Here is a 17,431-nt window from a genome sequence, read left to right on the forward strand (position 1 = left end):
AATGAGATGAGAAAAGCAGGATTTTTTTTAATGTTTTTGTTTTTAATTTTTACACTTTCATCTTGTAATCTATCCACTAATCCTTGTTCAAACATTAAAGAAAAAAATTTAAAGGACGCATTAAAGATTGATTTTGACAGAATTATTGAAAAAAATGAGATTAAAGGAACAAATCTCTGCCAGATTGTAATTCAAAGAGGTGGTGGATTAAATATTTTTTATGCATATCCTGATGGTAAAACTTTTATATTTGGAGATATTTACAAAGATGGTGTATTTTTAAGTAAAGCAACCTTAGAAAGAATTCAGGAAAAGAGTTTTAAAAATTTTCAGTCAGAAATTGAAAAAATTGTCGCTTTTTCCTACAAACCAGAAGGTGCGAATAAATATGTTTACATGATTACTGATCCAGATTGCCCCTTTTGTGAAAGAGCAAAAAACTCAATTAAGCAATGGGCAGATTCAAGAAAAGTGGAAGTGAAAGTTATATTTTTCCCTCTTGAAAGACTTCATCCTCAGGCAAAAGACAAGGCTGTCCGAGCAGTCTGTTCAGGAATGCAGTTCAATGATTATCTTAATTCAAAATGGACAGGACAGCAATGCTCTCAGGGAGTTAAAAAGATAGAAGAGTCAATTGCTCTTATGAATAAAATTAATATAAATGGTACGCCTTCTTTTATTTCCTTTAATGGAAAACGCATAATAGGTTTTTCACCTGAAGGACTTGACAGTATTATAAACTGAAGGCTTTTTCCTGCAAAAATTCGTAAAAAAGCCTGTATATGTAAGATAGAGTTCTTTTTGCATGGGTAGCTATGTAAAATGTTCTACTCATTGTATAATTCTTTATTCTTACAATTTTAAGTGTTCCATATTCTGTTTCATCCTTAATTGAATGGATTGAAAGGATTGAGATGCCTATGCCATTTTTAATTGCCTCTTTTACAGCATCTGTACTACTCAGAGTACATGCTACATTGAGCTTTTCAATATCAATTCCCATTTCATTAAGCCATCTTTCCATTTCTTTTCTTGTTCCAGAGCCTTCTTCTCTCATTATAAATGGATATTTCAGAATCTCATGGGGCTCAATAAAGGATTCTTCAATAAACTGAGGACTGACAATTACAAGTTCGTCATTCATGAAGGGAAGATAATCAATTTTTGATTTATGGAGTTTTGTTCCTACAATTCCTAATGTAACCTTTCCTGAAAGTAAGCTTTCTATAACAGTTTTTGAATCTGAAATATCAATTTGAATTGAAATTTCAGGATAAATTTTTCTAAAAGATGATATTAACCTGGTTAAAATATAAGTTCCAGGAATACTGCTTGCTGCAATATGGAGATTGCCTGAGGGTGCGGATTTTATTTTTTGCAAAACCTCTTTTAAATTTTCTAACTTTTCCACCACTGCACATGCATGTTCATAAAGTATTTCTGCTTCTTTTGTTGGGATAATGAGTTTGCCGAATCTGTCGAACAACACGCAATTTAATTCTTCCTCAAGGGTTTTTATATGTTCACTTATTGTTGGCTGTGTGAGGAAAAGTTCTCTGGCAGCTTTTGAAAAACTTTTATTTTTGAATACGGAAATAAAAATTCTTAGTTGATGAATATCCATAAAAAATTTTAACAGAATTAATAATTAATTTGACAGATTTTGCTTTTTTTGATATTCTTTCTTTAAATGAAACGATTGGTCATTTTGTCAATTTTTATTTTGCTGTTAACTCCCTGTGCCTATGCCTTTGACAGAAAAGGATTTTCACCCACTGCTCCCTTTTCAGTAATCTCTACTTTTTCTGCAGACTCCCCAAAACAGAATCAGGTAGCCATTGATTTAGGTTTTGAACTTACAAATGATCCTGATATAAAAAGAATAAATTTAAACATATCCTATGGATTAACCAATAATGTTGAAATTATTGCTAATCTTCCCTATAACCTTTCATACCATAATTCTTTGAATGGCAATGGTCCAGAGGATATTAATCTTGGTTTTAAACATAGAATAATTGATGAGACAACATATTTGCCAGCTTTTGCATATATGCTTTATGTTTCAGGTGATTTTGGAAATGAGGAGTTTTCAACAGAAGGTGGAATTGGTGGAGGCTTTATTGTTACAAAGAAGGTAGGACCTGTGAAGGCTCATGGAAATATAATTTATTTTCGTCCAGAAAAACAGGGATTAAAAGAGACATGGAACATGAATTTTGGTTCAGAGCTTAAGGTAAGTTATAACTCAAGCATTCTTTTTGAAATTATAGGAAGAAAAGCCATTGATAAAAATAAAATAGACCTTGTAGAATGGAGGCTTGGCTACAGAGTAAAAGTAACAGATTTTTCCTACACAACTGTGAGCACAGGTTTTGATATAAAAAACAGAACTCCTGATATTAGATTTATGTTTGGCATAAGTGTTGTGCTACCTGGAGAAAAAAATAAAATAAAAAGAATTGTAGAATATGTTGAATAGTGTTATAATAATTTTATGTTTGATTTAGGATTTCAGGAACTCATTGTAATATTTATCGTTGCTTTGCTTGTATTTGGTCCAAAAAGACTCCCTGAGCTTGGATATACTCTTGGTAAAACAATTAATGAAATAAGAAAGGCTTTTCAGGGTGCAAAATCCGAGATGGAAAAAGAGCTTCAGGAAGTTAAAGAGACTGTTGAAGAAGCCAAAAAGGACATAAAAGACCCACTTCAGTTAAAAGAAGAAGTTTTTAAAGATTTGCCTTCTATTTCTGATTTAAGAATAGACAAACACATTGAAAACATTGCCAGAAAAGAGATTGAAAAAAAGGAGTAATAATGAATGGAAGAGCAAAAGATGTCTTTAATAGAACATCTTTCAGAGCTCAGAAAGAGAATTATTATATGCCTTGTAGCTTTGGTTATAGCTTTTATATTTACATTTAGCTATTCTGAGTATATTTTTAAGCTTTTGCTTTTCCCTCTTCAGTTTACTCCCCAAATTTCATTAAAAGAAGGATTGGTTTTTGTTCCTGATCAAAAGCTTCATAATACAAAGCTTGTATTTTTAGGTCCTGCTGAAGCTTTTTGGATGAATATGAAGATTGCTCTTGTATCAGGATTTGTTCTCACGATTCCAATAATTTTCTATCAACTCTGGAGATTTGTCTCTCCAGGGCTTTATTCCCATGAAAAAAAATATGTCATGCCCTTTGTTTTAAGTGCAACAGGTCTTTTTTTAACTGGTGTTGCTTTCTGTTATCTGATTGTTCTTCCCTTTGCAATGGGATTTTTACTTAATTACAAAGTTGGAGATTTTTTAATGCCCATGCTTTCTGTGGGACTTTATGTAGATTTTTTGTTGAAGTTTCTTCTTGCCTTTGGATTGGTTTTTGAATTACCAATTTTGATTGTAATTACAACAAGAATGGGATTGATAACTCCTCAAACACTGAAAAAATACCGACGTCTTGCAATAGTTCTTGCTTTTGTGGTTGCGGCGATAATAACACCAACTCCTGATGCTTTCAATCAGACACTTATGGCAGTTCCCATGATTATACTTTATGAACTTGGAATTTGGGTTTCAATACTACTGAATAAAAAAGGTAAAAACAATGGAGGGCAGAAGTAAATCACTTTCAGCTATTGCTTCTGATATTGCAGAAGGATTTATCACAGTAAATCCTCTGTTTTTGAAAAAATTTTCAGAAAAAGATTTAAAGGAGCTTCATGATGTGATAATTAAAAAAGAGCGGCAGATAAGAGCAGAGCCTTTCCCTTTTAATGAGCCTCTGCAAATAAGAAAAAGAAATATGAAGCTTCAGAGACTTTATCAAGCCATGGTAGTTATCAAAAACTTTATGGAAGGAAGAATATGAAGATTGCTTTAACAGGTTTTTTTAATTCAGGTAAGACCACGATTTTTAATGCACTTACCACACAAAAGATTGAAACTTCTTCATATCCAACACCTGCTGATATTTTTCACAGAGGAGTTCTCCATGTTGATGATCCGAGATTAAGGAAAGTAAGCGAAATTGTAAATCCTAAGAAGACAACCTTTGCTCAGGTCGAATGCATTGATGTAGCAGGATTAATAAAGGACAATCCAACGCATAATTCAAAAGTTATAAAACAGCTAATGGATGCTGATGCATTAATATATATTTTGCGTGGGTTTGACAATCTTTCAGTACCCTATCAATTTGATAAAATTGATCCTTTAAGGGATTTAACCGAACTTGAATATGAATTGATTATGCTTGATTTAGATCTTGTAATTAAAAGAATTGAAAGAATGGTCGAAAATAAAAAGAAAGGACAGAAGATAAACGAGGCTGAAATGGAGATTCTGGAGATTTTAAAAAATCACCTGGAGAATGGACAGTCTTTAAGAACAATAAAAATTACAGATGAAGAGCTTAAACAGATAAGACATTTAAATTTTTTAACTTTAAAGCCTGCTTTCGCTGTTATAAACGCAGATGAGAAGTCTTTTAATGAAAGAAGATTTAAAGATGCAGATTTTTTAACAATATGTGGTTCTCTGGAAAGTGAAATCATTCAACTACCTCAGGATGAAATCTCAAATTTTCTTGATGCTATGGGAATAGATGAGCCTGTAAGTAAAAAAATAGTGAGAAAAGCCTATGAAATTCTTGATTACATATCTTTTTTTACAGCAGGTCCGCAGGAAGTAAGAGCCTGGAGTATTAAAAAAGGAACTAAGGCTGTTGATGCAGCAGGGAAAATTCATTCTGATATTCAAAGAGGATTTATTCGGGCAGAGGTAATATCTTACAATGATTTTGTCTGTGTTAACGGAGATTTAAATTTAGCCAGACAAAAAGGACTCTTAAGACTTGAAGGAAAGGAATATGAAGTAAAAGATGGAGACATAATAACTTTTAGATTTAAAGTATAATTTGGGGGTGGGGGGGATGAAAAAATTTTTAAGTGAGCTTGACAGAAAGGTAAAATTACGCTGGAAAATGGTTATTCCTCTGGGTTTTGCTATTGCTTTTGGAGTTATTGCAACGGTTATTGTGACTGGCTATGGTGCTTACAAAATTGCTTATGATGCGGCAATTCATTTTGGTGCTAAAGAAGTTCCTAAGGAAATAATGAATGAAGTAAGAACTCTTCAAATTATTTTTGCTGTGCTTGGTTTTTTGGGTATTATTTCAGCTTCAGCAATAGTTTATGTAACTTACTTAGTTACTCACAGACCTGTTAATCTTCTTGCTCAAACATTACAAAAAATAGCTGATGGAGATTTAACTGTGGATGTTGGTTTTAAAGACAGGGTTGATATTGTAGGAAGGCTCGCAACAAGTATTGACAAGGTTTTACAAACCTTTATAAATCTTACTGACAAATCTTTTGAGTACTCACAAAAGCTTGCTGAAAATGTAGACCGATGTAACAGAGTAATTGATGAGACCATAGAGGGTGCAAAAAAGCAGTCCCAGCAGGCAAGCCAAATTGCAACAGCAGCTGAAGAGATGACGCAGACAATAACTGATATAGCAAACAATGCATCAAAAGCTTCTGAAACAGCAACGGAAACAATGGAAATTGCCAAAAAAGGACAGAGTATAGCTCATGATGCTGTGAAAAAGGTAGAGGTTGTTTATCAGACAACGAACGAACTTGGCGCTATGGTGGAAAAACTTAACAGTTCTGCCTCTGAAATAGGAGAAATTGTAACAGTTATCAAAGATATTGCTGATCAGACAAATCTTCTTGCCCTCAATGCAGCAATAGAGGCAGCCAGGGCAGGTGAACAGGGTCGCGGATTTGCCGTTGTTGCTGACGAAGTTCGTAAGCTTGCAGAAAGAACAATAAGAGCTACTGATGAAATTGCTCAGAAAATCAATATGATTCAAAGAGAAACTTCAGATACTGCTCAATCAATGAAAAAAGAGCTTACAGAGGTTACTGAAGTCACAGAATCAGTTAAAAGCATAGGAAATGCTCTGGGAGAGATTGTATCTGCTGTTACAAAGCTTAAAGATCAGATAACTCAGATTGCTACTGCAGTGGAGGAGCAGTCTGCAGCAAGTGAGGAAGTAACCAGAAATATTGAAGACTCTGCAAAGATAGCCTCACAAATAGAGCGACTCGCAGAGACAATAGTTAAGGATTCCTATGAAATTTTGCATGTCTCATCTGATTTAAGACATACAGCATCTCGAGTAAAAACGAAGACAACACAGGAGATGCTTTTCGACATATTTAAAGGAGATCATGAACGCCTTATGATAAGAGTTCATGCTCATATAAAAGGTATTGACAGACTTGATCCAGACCGTCTTGCAGATTATCGCTCCTGTGCAGTGGGTAAGTGGTATTATAGTGAAGAAGCCCAGAGATTTAGGGACCTGCCAGGTTTTATGGAGCTTGAGGATGTTCACAGAGCCTGTCACAGTCTTGCTAAAGACATAGTTTTAGCCCATAATGCAGGAGACCATGAAAAAGTAAAGAAACTTCTTGATGAAGCCAAGAGAAACTTTGAAAGATTAAACAGGCTCTTAGATCAGCTTAAGAATGGCTATCTTGCAAGATTGAGATAAACAGTGTTATTATTAAAAAGACTTGGAGAGGTGGCCGAGTCAGGTCGAAGGCAGCCGCCTGCTAAGCGGTTGTGGGGCCAAAAGCTCCACCCAGGGTTCAAATCCCTGCCTCTCCGCTCTTTATAACATGATGGATTCTTATTCAATTATAGAGCAATTTTCTTATCCAGGTTTATTTTTTCTCTTAATTCTCGGCGGATTAGGAGTTCCTTTCTTTCCTGAAGATTTAATTCTAATTGCCTGTGGGGTAATGATTTCAATGGGAATCATCAAACCTGTTCCTGCAGTCTTGATTTCTTACACAGGTCTTATTTTTTCTGATTTTATGCTTTACTTAGCTGGAAGGAAGTTTGGAAGAAAGATAGTAACAAATAGGAGATTTGAAAAAATTCTGTCACCTTCCAAATTTTTTTTAATTGAAAAAAAGTTTCGACGACATAGCACTCTTATAATGTTGCTTGGTAGACTTCTTGTTGGTTTCAGAGCTCAGGTTTTTTTACTTTCAGGAATTACAAAGGTTTCTATGGCAAAATTTCTTATCATTGATTCTGTCGGTTCTGCAGTTGTACTTTCAATTATGGTTACTGCAGGATATCTTGGAGGAAAATTTTTAGAAAGTGTGCAAAAAGGTATGTTGTATATAGAATACATTATTGGCTTTTTAGTTGTCATTGCTGTTATTTTGATGATAATTTATCTTTCCTATAAATACCTTACAAAATCAAATAATAAAATACAGTAAAAAGTGATTTTTTGTTATAATATTTAAAAACTCTTTTTTGAGAGGTGTTTTATGGAAAAGATGGAGATAAGATGGCATGGAAGAGGAGGGCAGGGGACTGTTACTGCAGCAAAAGTTTTTGCAGATGCATGTCTTAGTGGAGGTAGATATGTTCAGGCATTTCCAGAGTATGGGCCGGAAAGAGCAGGAGCTCCTTTACGGGCATACAATAGAATAAGCTCAAAAGAGTTAAGAATGCATTGTCCTGTTACACATCCAGATGTGGTTGTAATTGTTGATCCCACATTAATAGAAAGCATTGATATTACTGAGGGAGCAAAAGATGATGCTAAATTTATAATTAATACTTCTAAGGACCCTGCTGAATTGAGAAAAAAACTTAACCTTAAACCAACTCAAAAGCTTTACACAGTAGATGCTACAAAAATTGCCATTGAATGTTTTGGAAGGCCAATGCCAAACTCTCCAATGGTTGGCGCTCTAAACAGAGTCACAGGCTTGGTAGATTTAGAAACACTTCTTGAAGATGTGAAGAAAAGTTTTGGGAAAAAATTTTCACAGAAAATAATCGATGGTAACCTTCTTGCTGTAAAGAGAGGTTACGAGGAGGTGAAAGAAGGATGATGGGATGGAAAAGCATACCACCAGGAATGGTAATACTTGAGCCAGGAAGTGCTCTTAAGTTTAAAACAGGGTCGTGGAGAGCATTTAAACCCCGCTGGATAGAAGAAAATTGTATTCAATGTTTACTTTGTTGGCTTTACTGCCCAGACAATGCAGTTAAAGTTAAAGACGGAAAAAGAATGGATTTTGACTATGACTACTGCAAAGGCTGTGGTATATGCGCTCGGGAATGTCCGGGGAAAAAAGGTAACAAAGCAATTGTGATGGAAGAGGAGGTAAAATAATGACGAAGGTTGTGGCAGTAACAGGAAATGAAGCAGTTGCAAATGCCTTTCGTCAGGTAGAACCTGATGTATGTGCAGCCTATCCAATAACTCCCCAAACAGAGCTTATGCAGAGATTTGCAGCATTTGTATCAAATGGACAGGTAAAGACTGAGATGATTCTTGTTGAAAGTGAACATTCTGCTTTGAGTGCCTGTGTTGGTGCTGCTGCAGCAGGTGGAAGAGTAGTAACAGCTACATCTTCACAGGGTCTTGCTTTAATGTGGGAGATTTTATTTATTGCTTCTGGATTAAGACTTCCAATTATTATGCCTGTTGTAAATAGAGCTCTTTCTGCACCAATAAACATTCATTGTGATCATTCTGATGCAATGGGTGCAAGAGACAGCGGATGGATTCAGCTTTGGAGTGAAAATGCTCAGGAAGCCTATGACAATACAATTCAGGCATTTAGAATTGCTGAGCATATGGATATAAGGCTTCCTGTAATGGTCTGTTATGATGGTTTTATAATAAGTCATTCAATAGAAAGAATTGAATATCTTGATGATGAAGTTGTAAAAAATTTTGTTGGACAATATAAGCCTCTTTATCCACTTTTAGATGTTGACAATCCAAAAAGCTATGGTCCGTTGATTCTCACTGATCTGTATCATGAGGTAAGAAAAGCTCATGCAGAGGTTTACAAAAAAGTACCAGAGGTTGTCTTAGAAGTTGCAAAAGAATTTGAAAAAATATCAGGAAGAAGCTATGGACTTTTTGAATCCTACAGACTTGAAGATGCTGAGATAGGAATTGTAATTTTAAACTCTGCAGCTGGAACAACAAAAGATGTGATAGATGAATATAGAGATAAAGGAGTTAAAATCGGATTACTTAAACCAAGACTTTTTAGACCTTTTCCTTATGAAGAGATTGGAAATGCCCTTAAACATCTGAAAGCAGTTTGCGTTCTTGACAGAGCAGATGCCTTTGGAGGTTCATTTGGTCCCCTTTACCTTGATATAGCTGCAAGTTTGTGTAATTTTAAAGAAAAACCTGTTTTAATTAACAGAATATACGGACTTGGTGGAAGAGACTACATGCCAGAGCATGCTGCACAGGTAATTGATGAATTAATTGAAATTACAAAAACAGGAAAACTAAAAATTCTTAAAGAATACATTGGAGTGAGGGAATAAAATGGCTACACCATTAAATTTAAAAGAACTTTCAAAACATGAATTAAGATTCACAGCAGGACATCGTCTTTGTGCAGGATGTGCAGCACCGACTGTGGTTAAAATGATTCTTCTTGCAGCCTGTGATTGGTCTGTTGTTGTAGCATCTTCTACAGGATGTCTTGAAGTCTCATCCTGCATATCTACATATACTGCATGGAAGGTGCCATGGATACATAATGCTTTTGAAAATGCTGCAGCCACTCTTAGTGGTGTTGAAACAATGTACAGAGCATTAAAAAAACAGGGAAAGATTGACAAAGACATTAAATTTATTGCTATTTGCGGAGATGGTGGAACCTATGATATAGGATTTCAGAGTCTTTCAGGAGCAATGGAACGATGGCATAACATGCTTTATGTATGTTATGATAATGAAGCATACATGAATACAGGAATTCAGCGCTCTGGCGCAACACCAACATATGCTGATACTACTACATGTCCTGCAGGCTCAGTTATACCGGGAAAGCCTCAGCAGAGAAAGGATTTAACAAGGATTATGGCTGCTCATGGAATTCCATATGTTGCCCAAGCCAGTCCAAGTCACTGGGCTGATTTAATGAAAAAGGTTAGAAAAGCCCTTGAAATTGAAGGACCAAAATTTATAAATGTTTTTACTCCATGTAATCGTGGATGGAGAACAAGAACAGATGATGCCATACTTTTAAGTAGACTTGCAGTGGAAACCTGCTTCTGGCCTCTTTATGAAGTTGAAAATGGAGTTACAAGAGTTACTTTTAAACCAAGAGAGAAAAAGCCAGTTTTAGAATTCCTTAAAGCACAGGGAAGATTTAAACATCTTTTTGAACCTGGAAGAGAAAAAATGGTTGCTGAGATTCAGGAAATGGTTGATAAAAACTGGGAGAGACTTTTAAAAGAAGAAGAAATGTTTATTTCAAAACAAGACAGTCAATAAAACTTATCAGCTCTCTGTGAGAACATTGCAGAGAGCCCTTCTTTTTTTTTAAGCATTTTTTGTTATAATGTTTAGTACTATTTTTGAAGGATGGTAAATGGGCTTGGAGGCTTTAACGCAAAGATATTTACCTGTTCTGATAGTGATAATTATTTCAATTGTTATTGGACTGTCCATGCTTTTAATTAGCAGTTTACTGCGTCCAAAAAGAGCTTATACCCTGAAACTCACTCCTTATGAATGTGGAATTCCTTCCATAGAAGATACATGGGAAAGATTTAATGTTAAATTTTATATTGTTGCCCTTGTTTTTGTTATTTTTGATGTGGAAACTGTTTTTCTTTATCCCTGGGCATTAGTTTATAAAAAAATCGGTTTTTATGCATTGATAGAGATGTATCTTTTTATTTTTATTCTTTTAATTGGGTATTTTTACGCTATTGGTAAAAAAGTTTTTAACTGGAGCAAAGAATGATTCAGGTTGTTGACACAATTACAGAGCCTGTAGAGGTAGAGGAAGGCATTAAAGTTATTCCAGCAGCTAATACAATTATCACAACACTGGATAAAATAGCAAGCTGGGGTAGGCGTTCTTCTCTCTGGCCTCTTACATTTGGACTTGCCTGCTGCGCTATAGAAATGATGGCAACAGGTGCATCACATTATGATCTTGATAGATTCGGAATAATTTTTAGAGCTACACCGAGGCAGGCAGATGTAATGATTATTGCGGGAACAGTAACAAAAAAAATGGCACCAATAATAGTTAATCTATATCATCAGATGGCTGAACCAAGATATGTTATTGCAATGGGAAGTTGTGCTTGCAGTGGTGGAATTTTTAATACCTATAGCACTGTTCAGGGTGTTGATGAAATTCTACCAGTGGATGTTTATATTCCAGGCTGTCCACCAAGACCTGAAGCTTTAATTGAGGGATTATTGAAATTGCAGGAGAAAATAAAAAATGAATCCCATAAAAAAAGAGGTTGCATTTCAGGTGTTTGTTTAATTGATAAATCTCAGAGAAGGTGCAGTTATGAATCCTGCCGAAATAGTGAAAAAGATTAAAAAGCAATTTCCTGAAAATATTTTATGGTTTGTATGCTTCGGAGATGAATGTTCAATTACAGTAGAAAAAGAAAAAATAAAAGAAATCCTTGCTTACTTAAAAAATACTCCAGGATTGGATTTTAACTATCTCATAGACATTACAGCAGTTGATTATCTTGGTTTCAGAGAGCCTCGTTTTGATGTAGTTTATCATCTGATGTCCATTAAACACGGACATAGAATAAGAATAAAGGCACAGGTGCCAGAGCAAGGATGTTGTATAGATTCTGTTACAGATCTCTGGGCAACTGCAAACTGGTTTGAAAGAGAATGTTTTGATATGTTTGGCATACAATTTACAGGACATCCAGACCTTAGACGAATTCTTATGCCTGAGGACTGGAATGGATTTCCTCTAAGAAAAGACTATCCTATAAGAAGTGATCTGGGAGATAAAGAATGGGAAGTCTATAAAGAATTAAAAGAAGCTGCAAAGGCTTGGAAGGAAAATGCAGAACAGAGTTAAAACAGTAAAAGAACTTGTAGTAAATATGGGACCGCAGCATCCTGCAACTCATGGAGTTTTACGGCTTGTCCTTGAACTTGAAGGAGAGGTAATCAAAAAATGTACTCCCTATATTGGTTATTTACATAGAGGAGTTGAAAAACTCTCTGAAGATTTAACTTATGTTCAGTCTCTTCCACTTACTGACAGGCTGGATTATCTTTCAAGTATGGTAAACAATGTAGGTTTTTGTATTGCTGTTGAAAAACTTGTTGGTATTAATGTTCCTGAAAGAGCAAAGTTTATAAGAACAATGATGTCTGAGATGGCAAGAATATGCAGCCACCTTGTCTGGATTGCTACCCATGCTCTTGACATTGGAGCAATGACAGTATTTTTATATGCCATGCGTGACAGAGAATCACTCCTTGAATTATTTGAAATGGTAACAGGTGCAAGACTGACTGTAAGTTATCCAAGAGTTGGTGGCGTAAGATGTGATGTGGACAATGAATTTCTTGATAAACTTTATAAATTTACAGAGGAATTTCCAGGAAAAGTTGAAGAGTATGAAACATTAATTGACCGTAACAGAGTGTGGTTAAAAAGAACAAAAGGAGTTGGAGTAATTACTGCAGAAGAAGCTATAAACTGGGGACTTACAGGTCCAACTCTTAGAGGTTCAGGTGTTTACTATGATGTTCGTAAATTTTTCCCCTATGATGCTTATGATAAAGTGGACTTTGAAGTTCCTATTGGTAAAAATGGTGATATATATGACAGGTATCGTTGTAGAATGCTTGAGTTCAGACAATCCGCAAAAATCATAAAACAGTGCATTCAAAAACTTCCAGAAGGTCCTATTCTTGCTGAAAATGCTTTAAGAATAAGGATGCCGGAATCTCCTCTTAAGATTGATAAAAAAGATATTCTTTTTGAAATATACACTGAAGACAAACAAATTCAGGAGTTTATTCAAAAATTTACAGAAGTTTATGCCTCGGTAGAGTCTCCCCGTGGAGAGCTTGGATTTTACATTGTTTGTGATAGCTCTTCAAAGCCTTATAGAATGAGAGTTCGTGCACCTTCTTTTGTTCATGCAGGTGTTTTACCAAAATTATGTGAAGGCTCCCTGGTAGCAGATGTTATAGCAAACATAGGTTCAGTAGATATAGTTTTAGGAGAGTGTGATAGATAATGAAAACACTTTATATTATCCTGGTAGCGACTCTTAAAACATTAATTTATTTTGGAATTCTTATGCTTCATGTTGCCTATGCTACATATGCAGAGAGAAAGGTGATAGGACATATTCAATTGAGACTTGGACCAATGGTTGTTGGTCCCCATGGACTACTTCAGCCAATTGCAGATGTTGTTAAACTCATATTCAAAGAGGATATTATTCCGATAAAAGTAGATAAAGCAATTTTCAGAATAGCGCCTCTCATAAGTCTGTCTGCAGCTTTGAGCACCTTTGCTGTGATCCCTGTTAATAAAAATTGGGTTATTGCAGATATAAATGTGGGTTTACTTTATGTGATTGGTATAGCAGGGATTGGAACATATGGAATAATTTTTTCAGGATGGTCATCAAACTCAAAGTATGCTTTCTTAGGTAGTCTTCGTTCAGCAGCGCAGATGATAAGCTATGAAGTCGCTCTTGGTTTAAGTCTTGTTGGTGTTATTTTAATGGCAGAGTCCTTTAATCTGACAGAGATAGTTAATAAACAAGGTGAATACTGGTATGGAATGTTTTTATTTCCACAGATTATTGGATACTTTGTTTTTGTTGTTGCTATGCTTGCAGAAACCAACAGACTTCCCTTTGACTTACCAGAAGCAGAAACAGAACTTGTTGCAGGATATTTTGTTGAATACTCTGGAATAAGATTTTCACTATTTTATCTTGCTGAATACCTCGCAATGTTTTGTATGTCTGCCCTTGCCACAATATGCTTCTGGGGAGGATGGACAATTCCTCCAGTTTTAATAAAAGCTTTACCAGTTCTTGGATTTGTTCCGGGCATTGTGTGGTTTCTCTTGAAGGTCTATTTTCACATATTTCTGTTTTTATGGTTGAGAGGCACTTTACCAAGATACAGATATGACCAGCTAATGGCGATTGGATGGAAGGTTTTGATCCCTTTGGCTTTGTTTAACATTGTAATTACTTCAATTTTCAAGTATTATTTGTGAGATGCCTATGAAACTGAGAGAAATTATAAATAAGATTTTTCTGATTGAAATATTTAAGGGACTTTTTCTCACATTAAGGATGCTTTTCAGTAAACCTGTAACTATTCAATATCCTTTCCAGAGAAGAAAAATTTATCCTGGATTTAGAGGCAGACATGCTCTTGTGAGAGACCCATTTACAGGAGATGGAAAATGTATTGGTTGTATGAGATGCACCACAGTATGTCCATCAAGATGTATTTACATTAAAAGAGAAAAAACAGAAAATAAAATGATTGTAACAGACTATGTTATTGATGCTTCAAGATGTATATTTTGTGCCTATTGCGTTGAAGCCTGTCCAGTATGTGCTCTGGTGCTGACAGAGGATTTTGAATATTCTGACTATATGAGAAAAAACCTCATTTTTAACAAAGAACAACTCCTTAAAAATTGGGATGAATTTGCAAGTAAATGGCCCCATGATGTTTATTTTAATAAGTTCTGGCAACCTCCAGGAATAGACCCATCAAGATGGCCCAAGACTAAGAGAGAACAAAAACCTATTCCAATTAAAAGGTTTATTGAGATAAAGAAGGAGGAATCGGATGAATCCAGCCGTTGAGCATGCTTTTTTCATATATTTTTTTGTAAGCCTTTGTATTTTAAGTATCGCTGTAATTGCCTCTAAAAATATCATTCACAGTGCTTTTTATTTATTGATTTTTCTTTTTCATGTGGCAGCAGTATTTCTTTTCTTAAATGCTGAGTTTTTAATGGTTATTCAAATTATTGTTTATGCAGGAGGAGTTCTTGCTTTATTTATTTTTGCTATAATGGTAATGAATATCAAGGAAGAGCTAAAACATAAAAGATTTGTAAAATTTTCTACTGCTGGATTAGCTGCAGTTATCATATTTTTTATAAGTCTTTATATTTTCTTAAGCCATGTAAAATCCTATGAAAATGTTTTAATTGAGTCTAATACAACCTTACTTGGTAAACTTTTATTTTCTTATTATCTTTTGCCATTTGAAATACTTTCTTTAGTTTTACTTGTTGCTCTTATAGGTGGAATTATTATTGCAAAAAAGACTCCTGTTGATAGGGAGGGCAGATGACGCCTCTTAGCTGGTATTTAATTCTGAGTGCTACGGTTTTCAGTATAGGTTTGATAGGTTTTATCATAAGGAGAGACTTGATTGTAATGCTTATGTGCCTTGAAATTATGTTTAATGCCGTAAATATTGCTTTTGCCTCATTCAGTTATTATAATGCAAATCTTACAGGTCAAATTTTTGTTTTATTTTCAATAGCTATTGCTGCATGTGAGGCTGTTATTGGCCTTGCTATTGTTCTTGCTGTTGTGAGAAATACAGGAATAAATCATTCTGATGAAATTAATAAAATGAGAGGTTAAGATGAAAGAATACTATGTTTTGATTCTTCTTTTTCCTCTTGTTGGATTTCTTTTTAATATTATAGTTGGCAGATTTGTAAACTCAAAATGGGTAAGCTGGGTGGGGACTTTTTCAATACTTGGGTCTTTAATTATTTCACTTTTTGCAATTTCAGAGGTAATACATGGTAAAACCATTGAATACAATTTATATACATGGATACTTTCAGATGATTTAAAAATCAGCTTTGGATATCTTATAGATCAACTTACAGCTGTAATGCTTTTTGTTGTATGTTTTGTTGGCTGGCTTATTCATGTTTACTCTGTTGGATACATGCATGGTGATCCAGGATATGCAAGATATTTTGCCTATTTAAATCTTTTTGTGTTTTCAATGCTTATGCTTGTTATGGGAAATAATCTTGTTATGCTTTACTTTGGATGGGAAGCAGTGGGATTGTGTTCATACTTTTTAATTGGTTTCTGGTATGAGAAAAAATCAGCAGCTGATGCAGGCAAAAAAGCATTTATTGTTAACAGAATAGGTGACTTTGGCTTTGCTCTTGGAATATTTCTTCTGTTTATCAATGTTTATGCTTTGAATTATAATGAAGTTTTTTCAAAAATCCCGGGGCTTCAGGGTTATACAGTGAATTTACTTGGATGGAATATTGATTTAATTACTCTTATTGCCTTACTTCTTTTCTGCGGTGCCATTGGGAAATCAGCTCAGATTCCACTGTATGTATGGCTTCCTGATGCAATGGAAGGTCCCACTCCAGTGAGTGCCCTCATTCATGCTGCCACAATGGTTACTGCTGGAGTTTTTATGGTAAGCAGACTCAGTCCTTTATACAATCTCTCTGAAACTGCTCTAACAGTTGTAGCAATTATAGGCGCTGTAACAGCCTTTTATTCAGCGACTATAGGAGTTGTTCAAAGAGATATGAAGCGTATTATTGCCTACTCAACAATTAGCCAGATTGGATACATGTTTGCTGCCTGTGGAGTTGCTGCGTATGGTGCTGGTGTCTTTCATCTTTATACCCATGCTTTCTTTAAAGCTCTGTTGTTTCTTGGAGCAGGAAGTGTAATGCATGCAATGGCTGGTGAGCTTGATATATATAAAATGGGTGGATTAAAAAAGAAAATGCCCATTACCTATATCACTTTTTTAATTGCTGCTTTAACTATTTCTGGGATTCCCGGGCTTTCTGGCTTTTTCAGTAAAGATGAAATTCTCTGGTATGCCTTTGCCTCTGCAAAACCTTACGGAAAATTTGTCTGGATTCTTTTGACAATTACAGCTGCTCTTACAGCTTTTTATACTTTTAGAATTGTTTTTGTGGCTTTTCATTGCAAATTTAGAGGTTCTGATGAGGAATTCAGACATGTTCATGAATCACCTGCAATAATGACTATTCCTCTGATAGTTCTTGCAATTGGCTCAATCATTGTTGGATACTTTTCAGTTCCTCACTTTCTTGAACCTCTGGTTAGCGAGCCAGGGATTGCAGTGCCTCATGCATATGAAAAAATCGTAATGGCAATTTCAATTATTGCAGGTTTGCTGGGAATTGGTATTGCCTGGTACATGTATATTTTAAAACCTGATGTTCCAAAAAAGCTGACAGAGTCTTTCAAAGGAGTATATAACATCCTGTGGAATAAATATTATGTTGATGAACTTTACAGCTTCCTGTTTGTAAAACCAACCTTATGGATTTCCGATAAATTCATTGAAAGATTTACAGATATAAAAATCATTGAAGGCATAGTCAATGGAATTCCGAATCTTATCTATAGATTTGGTTCATGGATAAGACCAATTCAAACAGGACAGCTTCAGCAATACGCAATATTTATGATTGCTGGAGTGGTTGTTTTTGTTTTAATAATTCTGTATCTTGGAAAATTTTAAACATGGAATAAACGAGGTTAAAA

Annotated in this window: 22 protein-coding genes and 1 tRNA gene; 22 read left to right on the forward strand and 1 reads right to left on the reverse strand. The window is 35.0% G+C overall.

All coding sequences use genetic code 11. From position 1 onward, the window contains the following. Nucleotides 1–30 precede the first annotated feature (30 nt). Nucleotides 31–744 carry a thioredoxin fold domain-containing protein gene (locus tag V4D31_RS03630; RefSeq protein WP_353686883.1) on the forward strand — a complete coding sequence of 238 codons (714 nt, stop codon included), beginning with the start codon at nt 31–33 and terminating at the stop codon, nt 742–744. Here V4D31_RS03630 and V4D31_RS03635 read toward each other — a convergent pair. Continuing rightward, nucleotides 734–1,624, reverse strand: a complete 891-nt coding sequence (locus V4D31_RS03635; protein WP_353686884.1) for a selenium metabolism-associated LysR family transcriptional regulator — start codon at nt 1,622–1,624, stop codon at nt 734–736. The genes V4D31_RS03630 and V4D31_RS03635 overlap by 11 nt on opposite strands. A gap of 66 nt (nt 1,625–1,690) precedes the next feature. Between V4D31_RS03635 and V4D31_RS03640 the strand changes: the two genes are divergently transcribed. From V4D31_RS03640 to nuoL, 21 genes are all read left to right on the forward strand, one after another. Next, nucleotides 1,691–2,482: a hypothetical protein gene (locus V4D31_RS03640; RefSeq protein ID WP_353686885.1), complete on the forward strand. Its 792-nt coding sequence runs from the start codon at nt 1,691–1,693 to the stop codon at nt 2,480–2,482. Nucleotides 2,483–2,497: 15 nt separating this feature from the next. Further along, complete coding sequence (tatB, locus tag V4D31_RS03645) at nt 2,498–2,818, forward strand: Sec-independent protein translocase protein TatB (protein ID WP_353686886.1); 321 nt, start codon at nt 2,498–2,500, stop codon at nt 2,816–2,818. Between the two features lie 6 nt (nt 2,819–2,824). After that, the gene (gene tatC, locus V4D31_RS03650; RefSeq protein ID WP_353686887.1) at nt 2,825–3,616 is read left to right on the forward strand and encodes a twin-arginine translocase subunit TatC; all 792 of its coding nucleotides are present in this window, start codon (nt 2,825–2,827) and stop codon (nt 3,614–3,616) included. After that, the gene (locus tag V4D31_RS03655) at nt 3,600–3,863 is read left to right on the forward strand and encodes a hypothetical protein (RefSeq protein ID WP_353686888.1); all 264 of its coding nucleotides are present in this window, start codon (nt 3,600–3,602) and stop codon (nt 3,861–3,863) included. Before tatC ends, V4D31_RS03655 begins: the two co-directional genes overlap by 17 nt. Beyond that, complete coding sequence (gene ychF, locus V4D31_RS03660) at nt 3,860–4,909, forward strand: redox-regulated ATPase YchF (protein ID WP_353686889.1); 1,050 nt, start codon at nt 3,860–3,862, stop codon at nt 4,907–4,909. The genes V4D31_RS03655 and ychF overlap by 4 nt, the downstream gene beginning before the upstream one ends. Before the next feature lie 16 nt (nt 4,910–4,925). Next, a complete protein-coding gene (locus V4D31_RS03665; protein WP_353686890.1) occupies nt 4,926–6,560 on the forward strand; it encodes a methyl-accepting chemotaxis protein in 1,635 nt (544 codons plus the stop codon). 24 nt (nt 6,561–6,584) lie between these two features. Next, a tRNA-Ser gene (locus V4D31_RS03670) sits at nt 6,585–6,676 on the forward strand. 11 nt (nt 6,677–6,687) lie between these two features. After that, entirely contained in the window at nt 6,688–7,302 is a 615-nt protein-coding gene (locus V4D31_RS03675; RefSeq protein ID WP_353686891.1) for a DedA family protein, read from the forward strand. Between the two features lie 51 nt (nt 7,303–7,353). Further along, the gene (locus tag V4D31_RS03680; protein ID WP_353686892.1) at nt 7,354–7,926 is read left to right on the forward strand and encodes a 2-oxoacid:acceptor oxidoreductase family protein; all 573 of its coding nucleotides are present in this window, start codon (nt 7,354–7,356) and stop codon (nt 7,924–7,926) included. Beyond that, nucleotides 7,923–8,210: a 4Fe-4S binding protein gene (locus tag V4D31_RS03685; protein WP_353686893.1), complete on the forward strand. Its 288-nt coding sequence runs from the start codon at nt 7,923–7,925 to the stop codon at nt 8,208–8,210. Before V4D31_RS03680 ends, V4D31_RS03685 begins: the two co-directional genes overlap by 4 nt. Continuing rightward, a complete protein-coding gene (porA, locus tag V4D31_RS03690) occupies nt 8,210–9,391 on the forward strand; it encodes a pyruvate ferredoxin oxidoreductase (protein WP_353686894.1) in 1,182 nt (393 codons plus the stop codon). Before V4D31_RS03685 ends, porA begins: the two co-directional genes overlap by 1 nt. A gap of 1 nt (nt 9,392) precedes the next feature. Then, on the forward strand, nt 9,393–10,349 hold the full coding sequence (locus V4D31_RS03695; RefSeq protein ID WP_353686895.1) for a thiamine pyrophosphate-dependent enzyme: 957 nt from the start codon (nt 9,393–9,395) through the stop codon (nt 10,347–10,349). Between the two features lie 97 nt (nt 10,350–10,446). Continuing rightward, nucleotides 10,447–10,824 (forward strand): NADH-quinone oxidoreductase subunit A, encoded by a 378-nt coding sequence (locus tag V4D31_RS03700; protein WP_353686896.1) that lies wholly within the window; start codon nt 10,447–10,449, stop codon nt 10,822–10,824. Continuing rightward, on the forward strand, nt 10,821–11,420 hold the full coding sequence (locus tag V4D31_RS03705; RefSeq protein WP_353686897.1) for an NADH-quinone oxidoreductase subunit B family protein: 600 nt from the start codon (nt 10,821–10,823) through the stop codon (nt 11,418–11,420). Before V4D31_RS03700 ends, V4D31_RS03705 begins: the two co-directional genes overlap by 4 nt. Beyond that, the gene (locus tag V4D31_RS03710) at nt 11,389–11,928 is read left to right on the forward strand and encodes an NADH-quinone oxidoreductase subunit C (RefSeq protein ID WP_353686898.1); all 540 of its coding nucleotides are present in this window, start codon (nt 11,389–11,391) and stop codon (nt 11,926–11,928) included. Before V4D31_RS03705 ends, V4D31_RS03710 begins: the two co-directional genes overlap by 32 nt. Further along, entirely contained in the window at nt 11,912–13,105 is a 1,194-nt protein-coding gene (nuoD, locus tag V4D31_RS03715) for an NADH dehydrogenase (quinone) subunit D (RefSeq protein WP_353686899.1), read from the forward strand. Before V4D31_RS03710 ends, nuoD begins: the two co-directional genes overlap by 17 nt. Then, nucleotides 13,105–14,106, forward strand: coding sequence for an NADH-quinone oxidoreductase subunit NuoH (gene nuoH / locus V4D31_RS03720; RefSeq protein ID WP_353686900.1), 1,002 nt, complete (start codon nt 13,105–13,107; stop codon nt 14,104–14,106). The genes nuoD and nuoH overlap by 1 nt, the downstream gene beginning before the upstream one ends. A 7-nt stretch (nt 14,107–14,113) precedes the next feature. Beyond that, complete coding sequence (locus V4D31_RS03725; RefSeq protein WP_353686901.1) at nt 14,114–14,710, forward strand: NADH-quinone oxidoreductase subunit I; 597 nt, start codon at nt 14,114–14,116, stop codon at nt 14,708–14,710. Continuing rightward, nucleotides 14,694–15,206, forward strand: coding sequence for an NADH-quinone oxidoreductase subunit J (locus V4D31_RS03730; protein WP_353686902.1), 513 nt, complete (start codon nt 14,694–14,696; stop codon nt 15,204–15,206). The genes V4D31_RS03725 and V4D31_RS03730 overlap by 17 nt, the downstream gene beginning before the upstream one ends. Then, entirely contained in the window at nt 15,203–15,505 is a 303-nt protein-coding gene (gene nuoK / locus V4D31_RS03735) for an NADH-quinone oxidoreductase subunit NuoK (RefSeq protein WP_353686903.1), read from the forward strand. The genes V4D31_RS03730 and nuoK overlap by 4 nt, the downstream gene beginning before the upstream one ends. A gap of 1 nt (nt 15,506) precedes the next feature. Continuing rightward, a complete protein-coding gene (nuoL, locus tag V4D31_RS03740) occupies nt 15,507–17,408 on the forward strand; it encodes an NADH-quinone oxidoreductase subunit L (protein ID WP_353686904.1) in 1,902 nt (633 codons plus the stop codon). The last annotated feature ends 23 nt before the right edge of the window (nt 17,409–17,431 follow it).

Origin of the sequence: Thermodesulfovibrio sp. 3462-1 (assembly GCF_040451425.1) — a bacterium.
GTDB classification, from domain to species: Bacteria; Nitrospirota; Thermodesulfovibrionia; order Thermodesulfovibrionales; family Thermodesulfovibrionaceae; genus Thermodesulfovibrio; species Thermodesulfovibrio obliviosus.

Bases quoted from the DNA above. Each gene is read 5' to 3' on its own strand.
- V4D31_RS03630 (WP_353686883.1), top strand. From the start codon at position 31: ATGTTTTTGTTTTTAATTTTTACACTTTCATCTTGTAATCTATCCACT.
- V4D31_RS03635 (WP_353686884.1), bottom strand. From the start codon at position 1,624: ATGGATATTCATCAACTAAGAATTTTTATTTCCGTATTCAAAAATAAA.
- V4D31_RS03640 (WP_353686885.1), top strand. From the start codon at position 1,691: ATGAAACGATTGGTCATTTTGTCAATTTTTATTTTGCTGTTAACTCCC.
- tatB (WP_353686886.1), top strand. From the start codon at position 2,498: ATGTTTGATTTAGGATTTCAGGAACTCATTGTAATATTTATCGTTGCT.
- tatC (WP_353686887.1), top strand. From the start codon at position 2,825: ATGGAAGAGCAAAAGATGTCTTTAATAGAACATCTTTCAGAGCTCAGA.
- V4D31_RS03655 (WP_353686888.1), top strand. From the start codon at position 3,600: ATGGAGGGCAGAAGTAAATCACTTTCAGCTATTGCTTCTGATATTGCA.
- ychF (WP_353686889.1), top strand. From the start codon at position 3,860: ATGAAGATTGCTTTAACAGGTTTTTTTAATTCAGGTAAGACCACGATT.
- V4D31_RS03665 (WP_353686890.1), top strand. From the start codon at position 4,926: ATGAAAAAATTTTTAAGTGAGCTTGACAGAAAGGTAAAATTACGCTGG.
- V4D31_RS03675 (WP_353686891.1), top strand. From the start codon at position 6,688: ATGATGGATTCTTATTCAATTATAGAGCAATTTTCTTATCCAGGTTTA.
- V4D31_RS03680 (WP_353686892.1), top strand. From the start codon at position 7,354: ATGGAAAAGATGGAGATAAGATGGCATGGAAGAGGAGGGCAGGGGACT.
- V4D31_RS03685 (WP_353686893.1), top strand. From the start codon at position 7,923: ATGATGGGATGGAAAAGCATACCACCAGGAATGGTAATACTTGAGCCA.
- porA (WP_353686894.1), top strand. From the start codon at position 8,210: ATGACGAAGGTTGTGGCAGTAACAGGAAATGAAGCAGTTGCAAATGCC.
- V4D31_RS03695 (WP_353686895.1), top strand. From the start codon at position 9,393: ATGGCTACACCATTAAATTTAAAAGAACTTTCAAAACATGAATTAAGA.
- V4D31_RS03700 (WP_353686896.1), top strand. From the start codon at position 10,447: ATGGGCTTGGAGGCTTTAACGCAAAGATATTTACCTGTTCTGATAGTG.
- V4D31_RS03705 (WP_353686897.1), top strand. From the start codon at position 10,821: ATGATTCAGGTTGTTGACACAATTACAGAGCCTGTAGAGGTAGAGGAA.
- V4D31_RS03710 (WP_353686898.1), top strand. From the start codon at position 11,389: ATGAATCCTGCCGAAATAGTGAAAAAGATTAAAAAGCAATTTCCTGAA.
- nuoD (WP_353686899.1), top strand. From the start codon at position 11,912: ATGCAGAACAGAGTTAAAACAGTAAAAGAACTTGTAGTAAATATGGGA.
- nuoH (WP_353686900.1), top strand. From the start codon at position 13,105: ATGAAAACACTTTATATTATCCTGGTAGCGACTCTTAAAACATTAATT.
- V4D31_RS03725 (WP_353686901.1), top strand. From the start codon at position 14,114: ATGAAACTGAGAGAAATTATAAATAAGATTTTTCTGATTGAAATATTT.
- V4D31_RS03730 (WP_353686902.1), top strand. From the start codon at position 14,694: ATGAATCCAGCCGTTGAGCATGCTTTTTTCATATATTTTTTTGTAAGC.
- nuoK (WP_353686903.1), top strand. From the start codon at position 15,203: ATGACGCCTCTTAGCTGGTATTTAATTCTGAGTGCTACGGTTTTCAGT.
- nuoL (WP_353686904.1), top strand. From the start codon at position 15,507: ATGAAAGAATACTATGTTTTGATTCTTCTTTTTCCTCTTGTTGGATTT.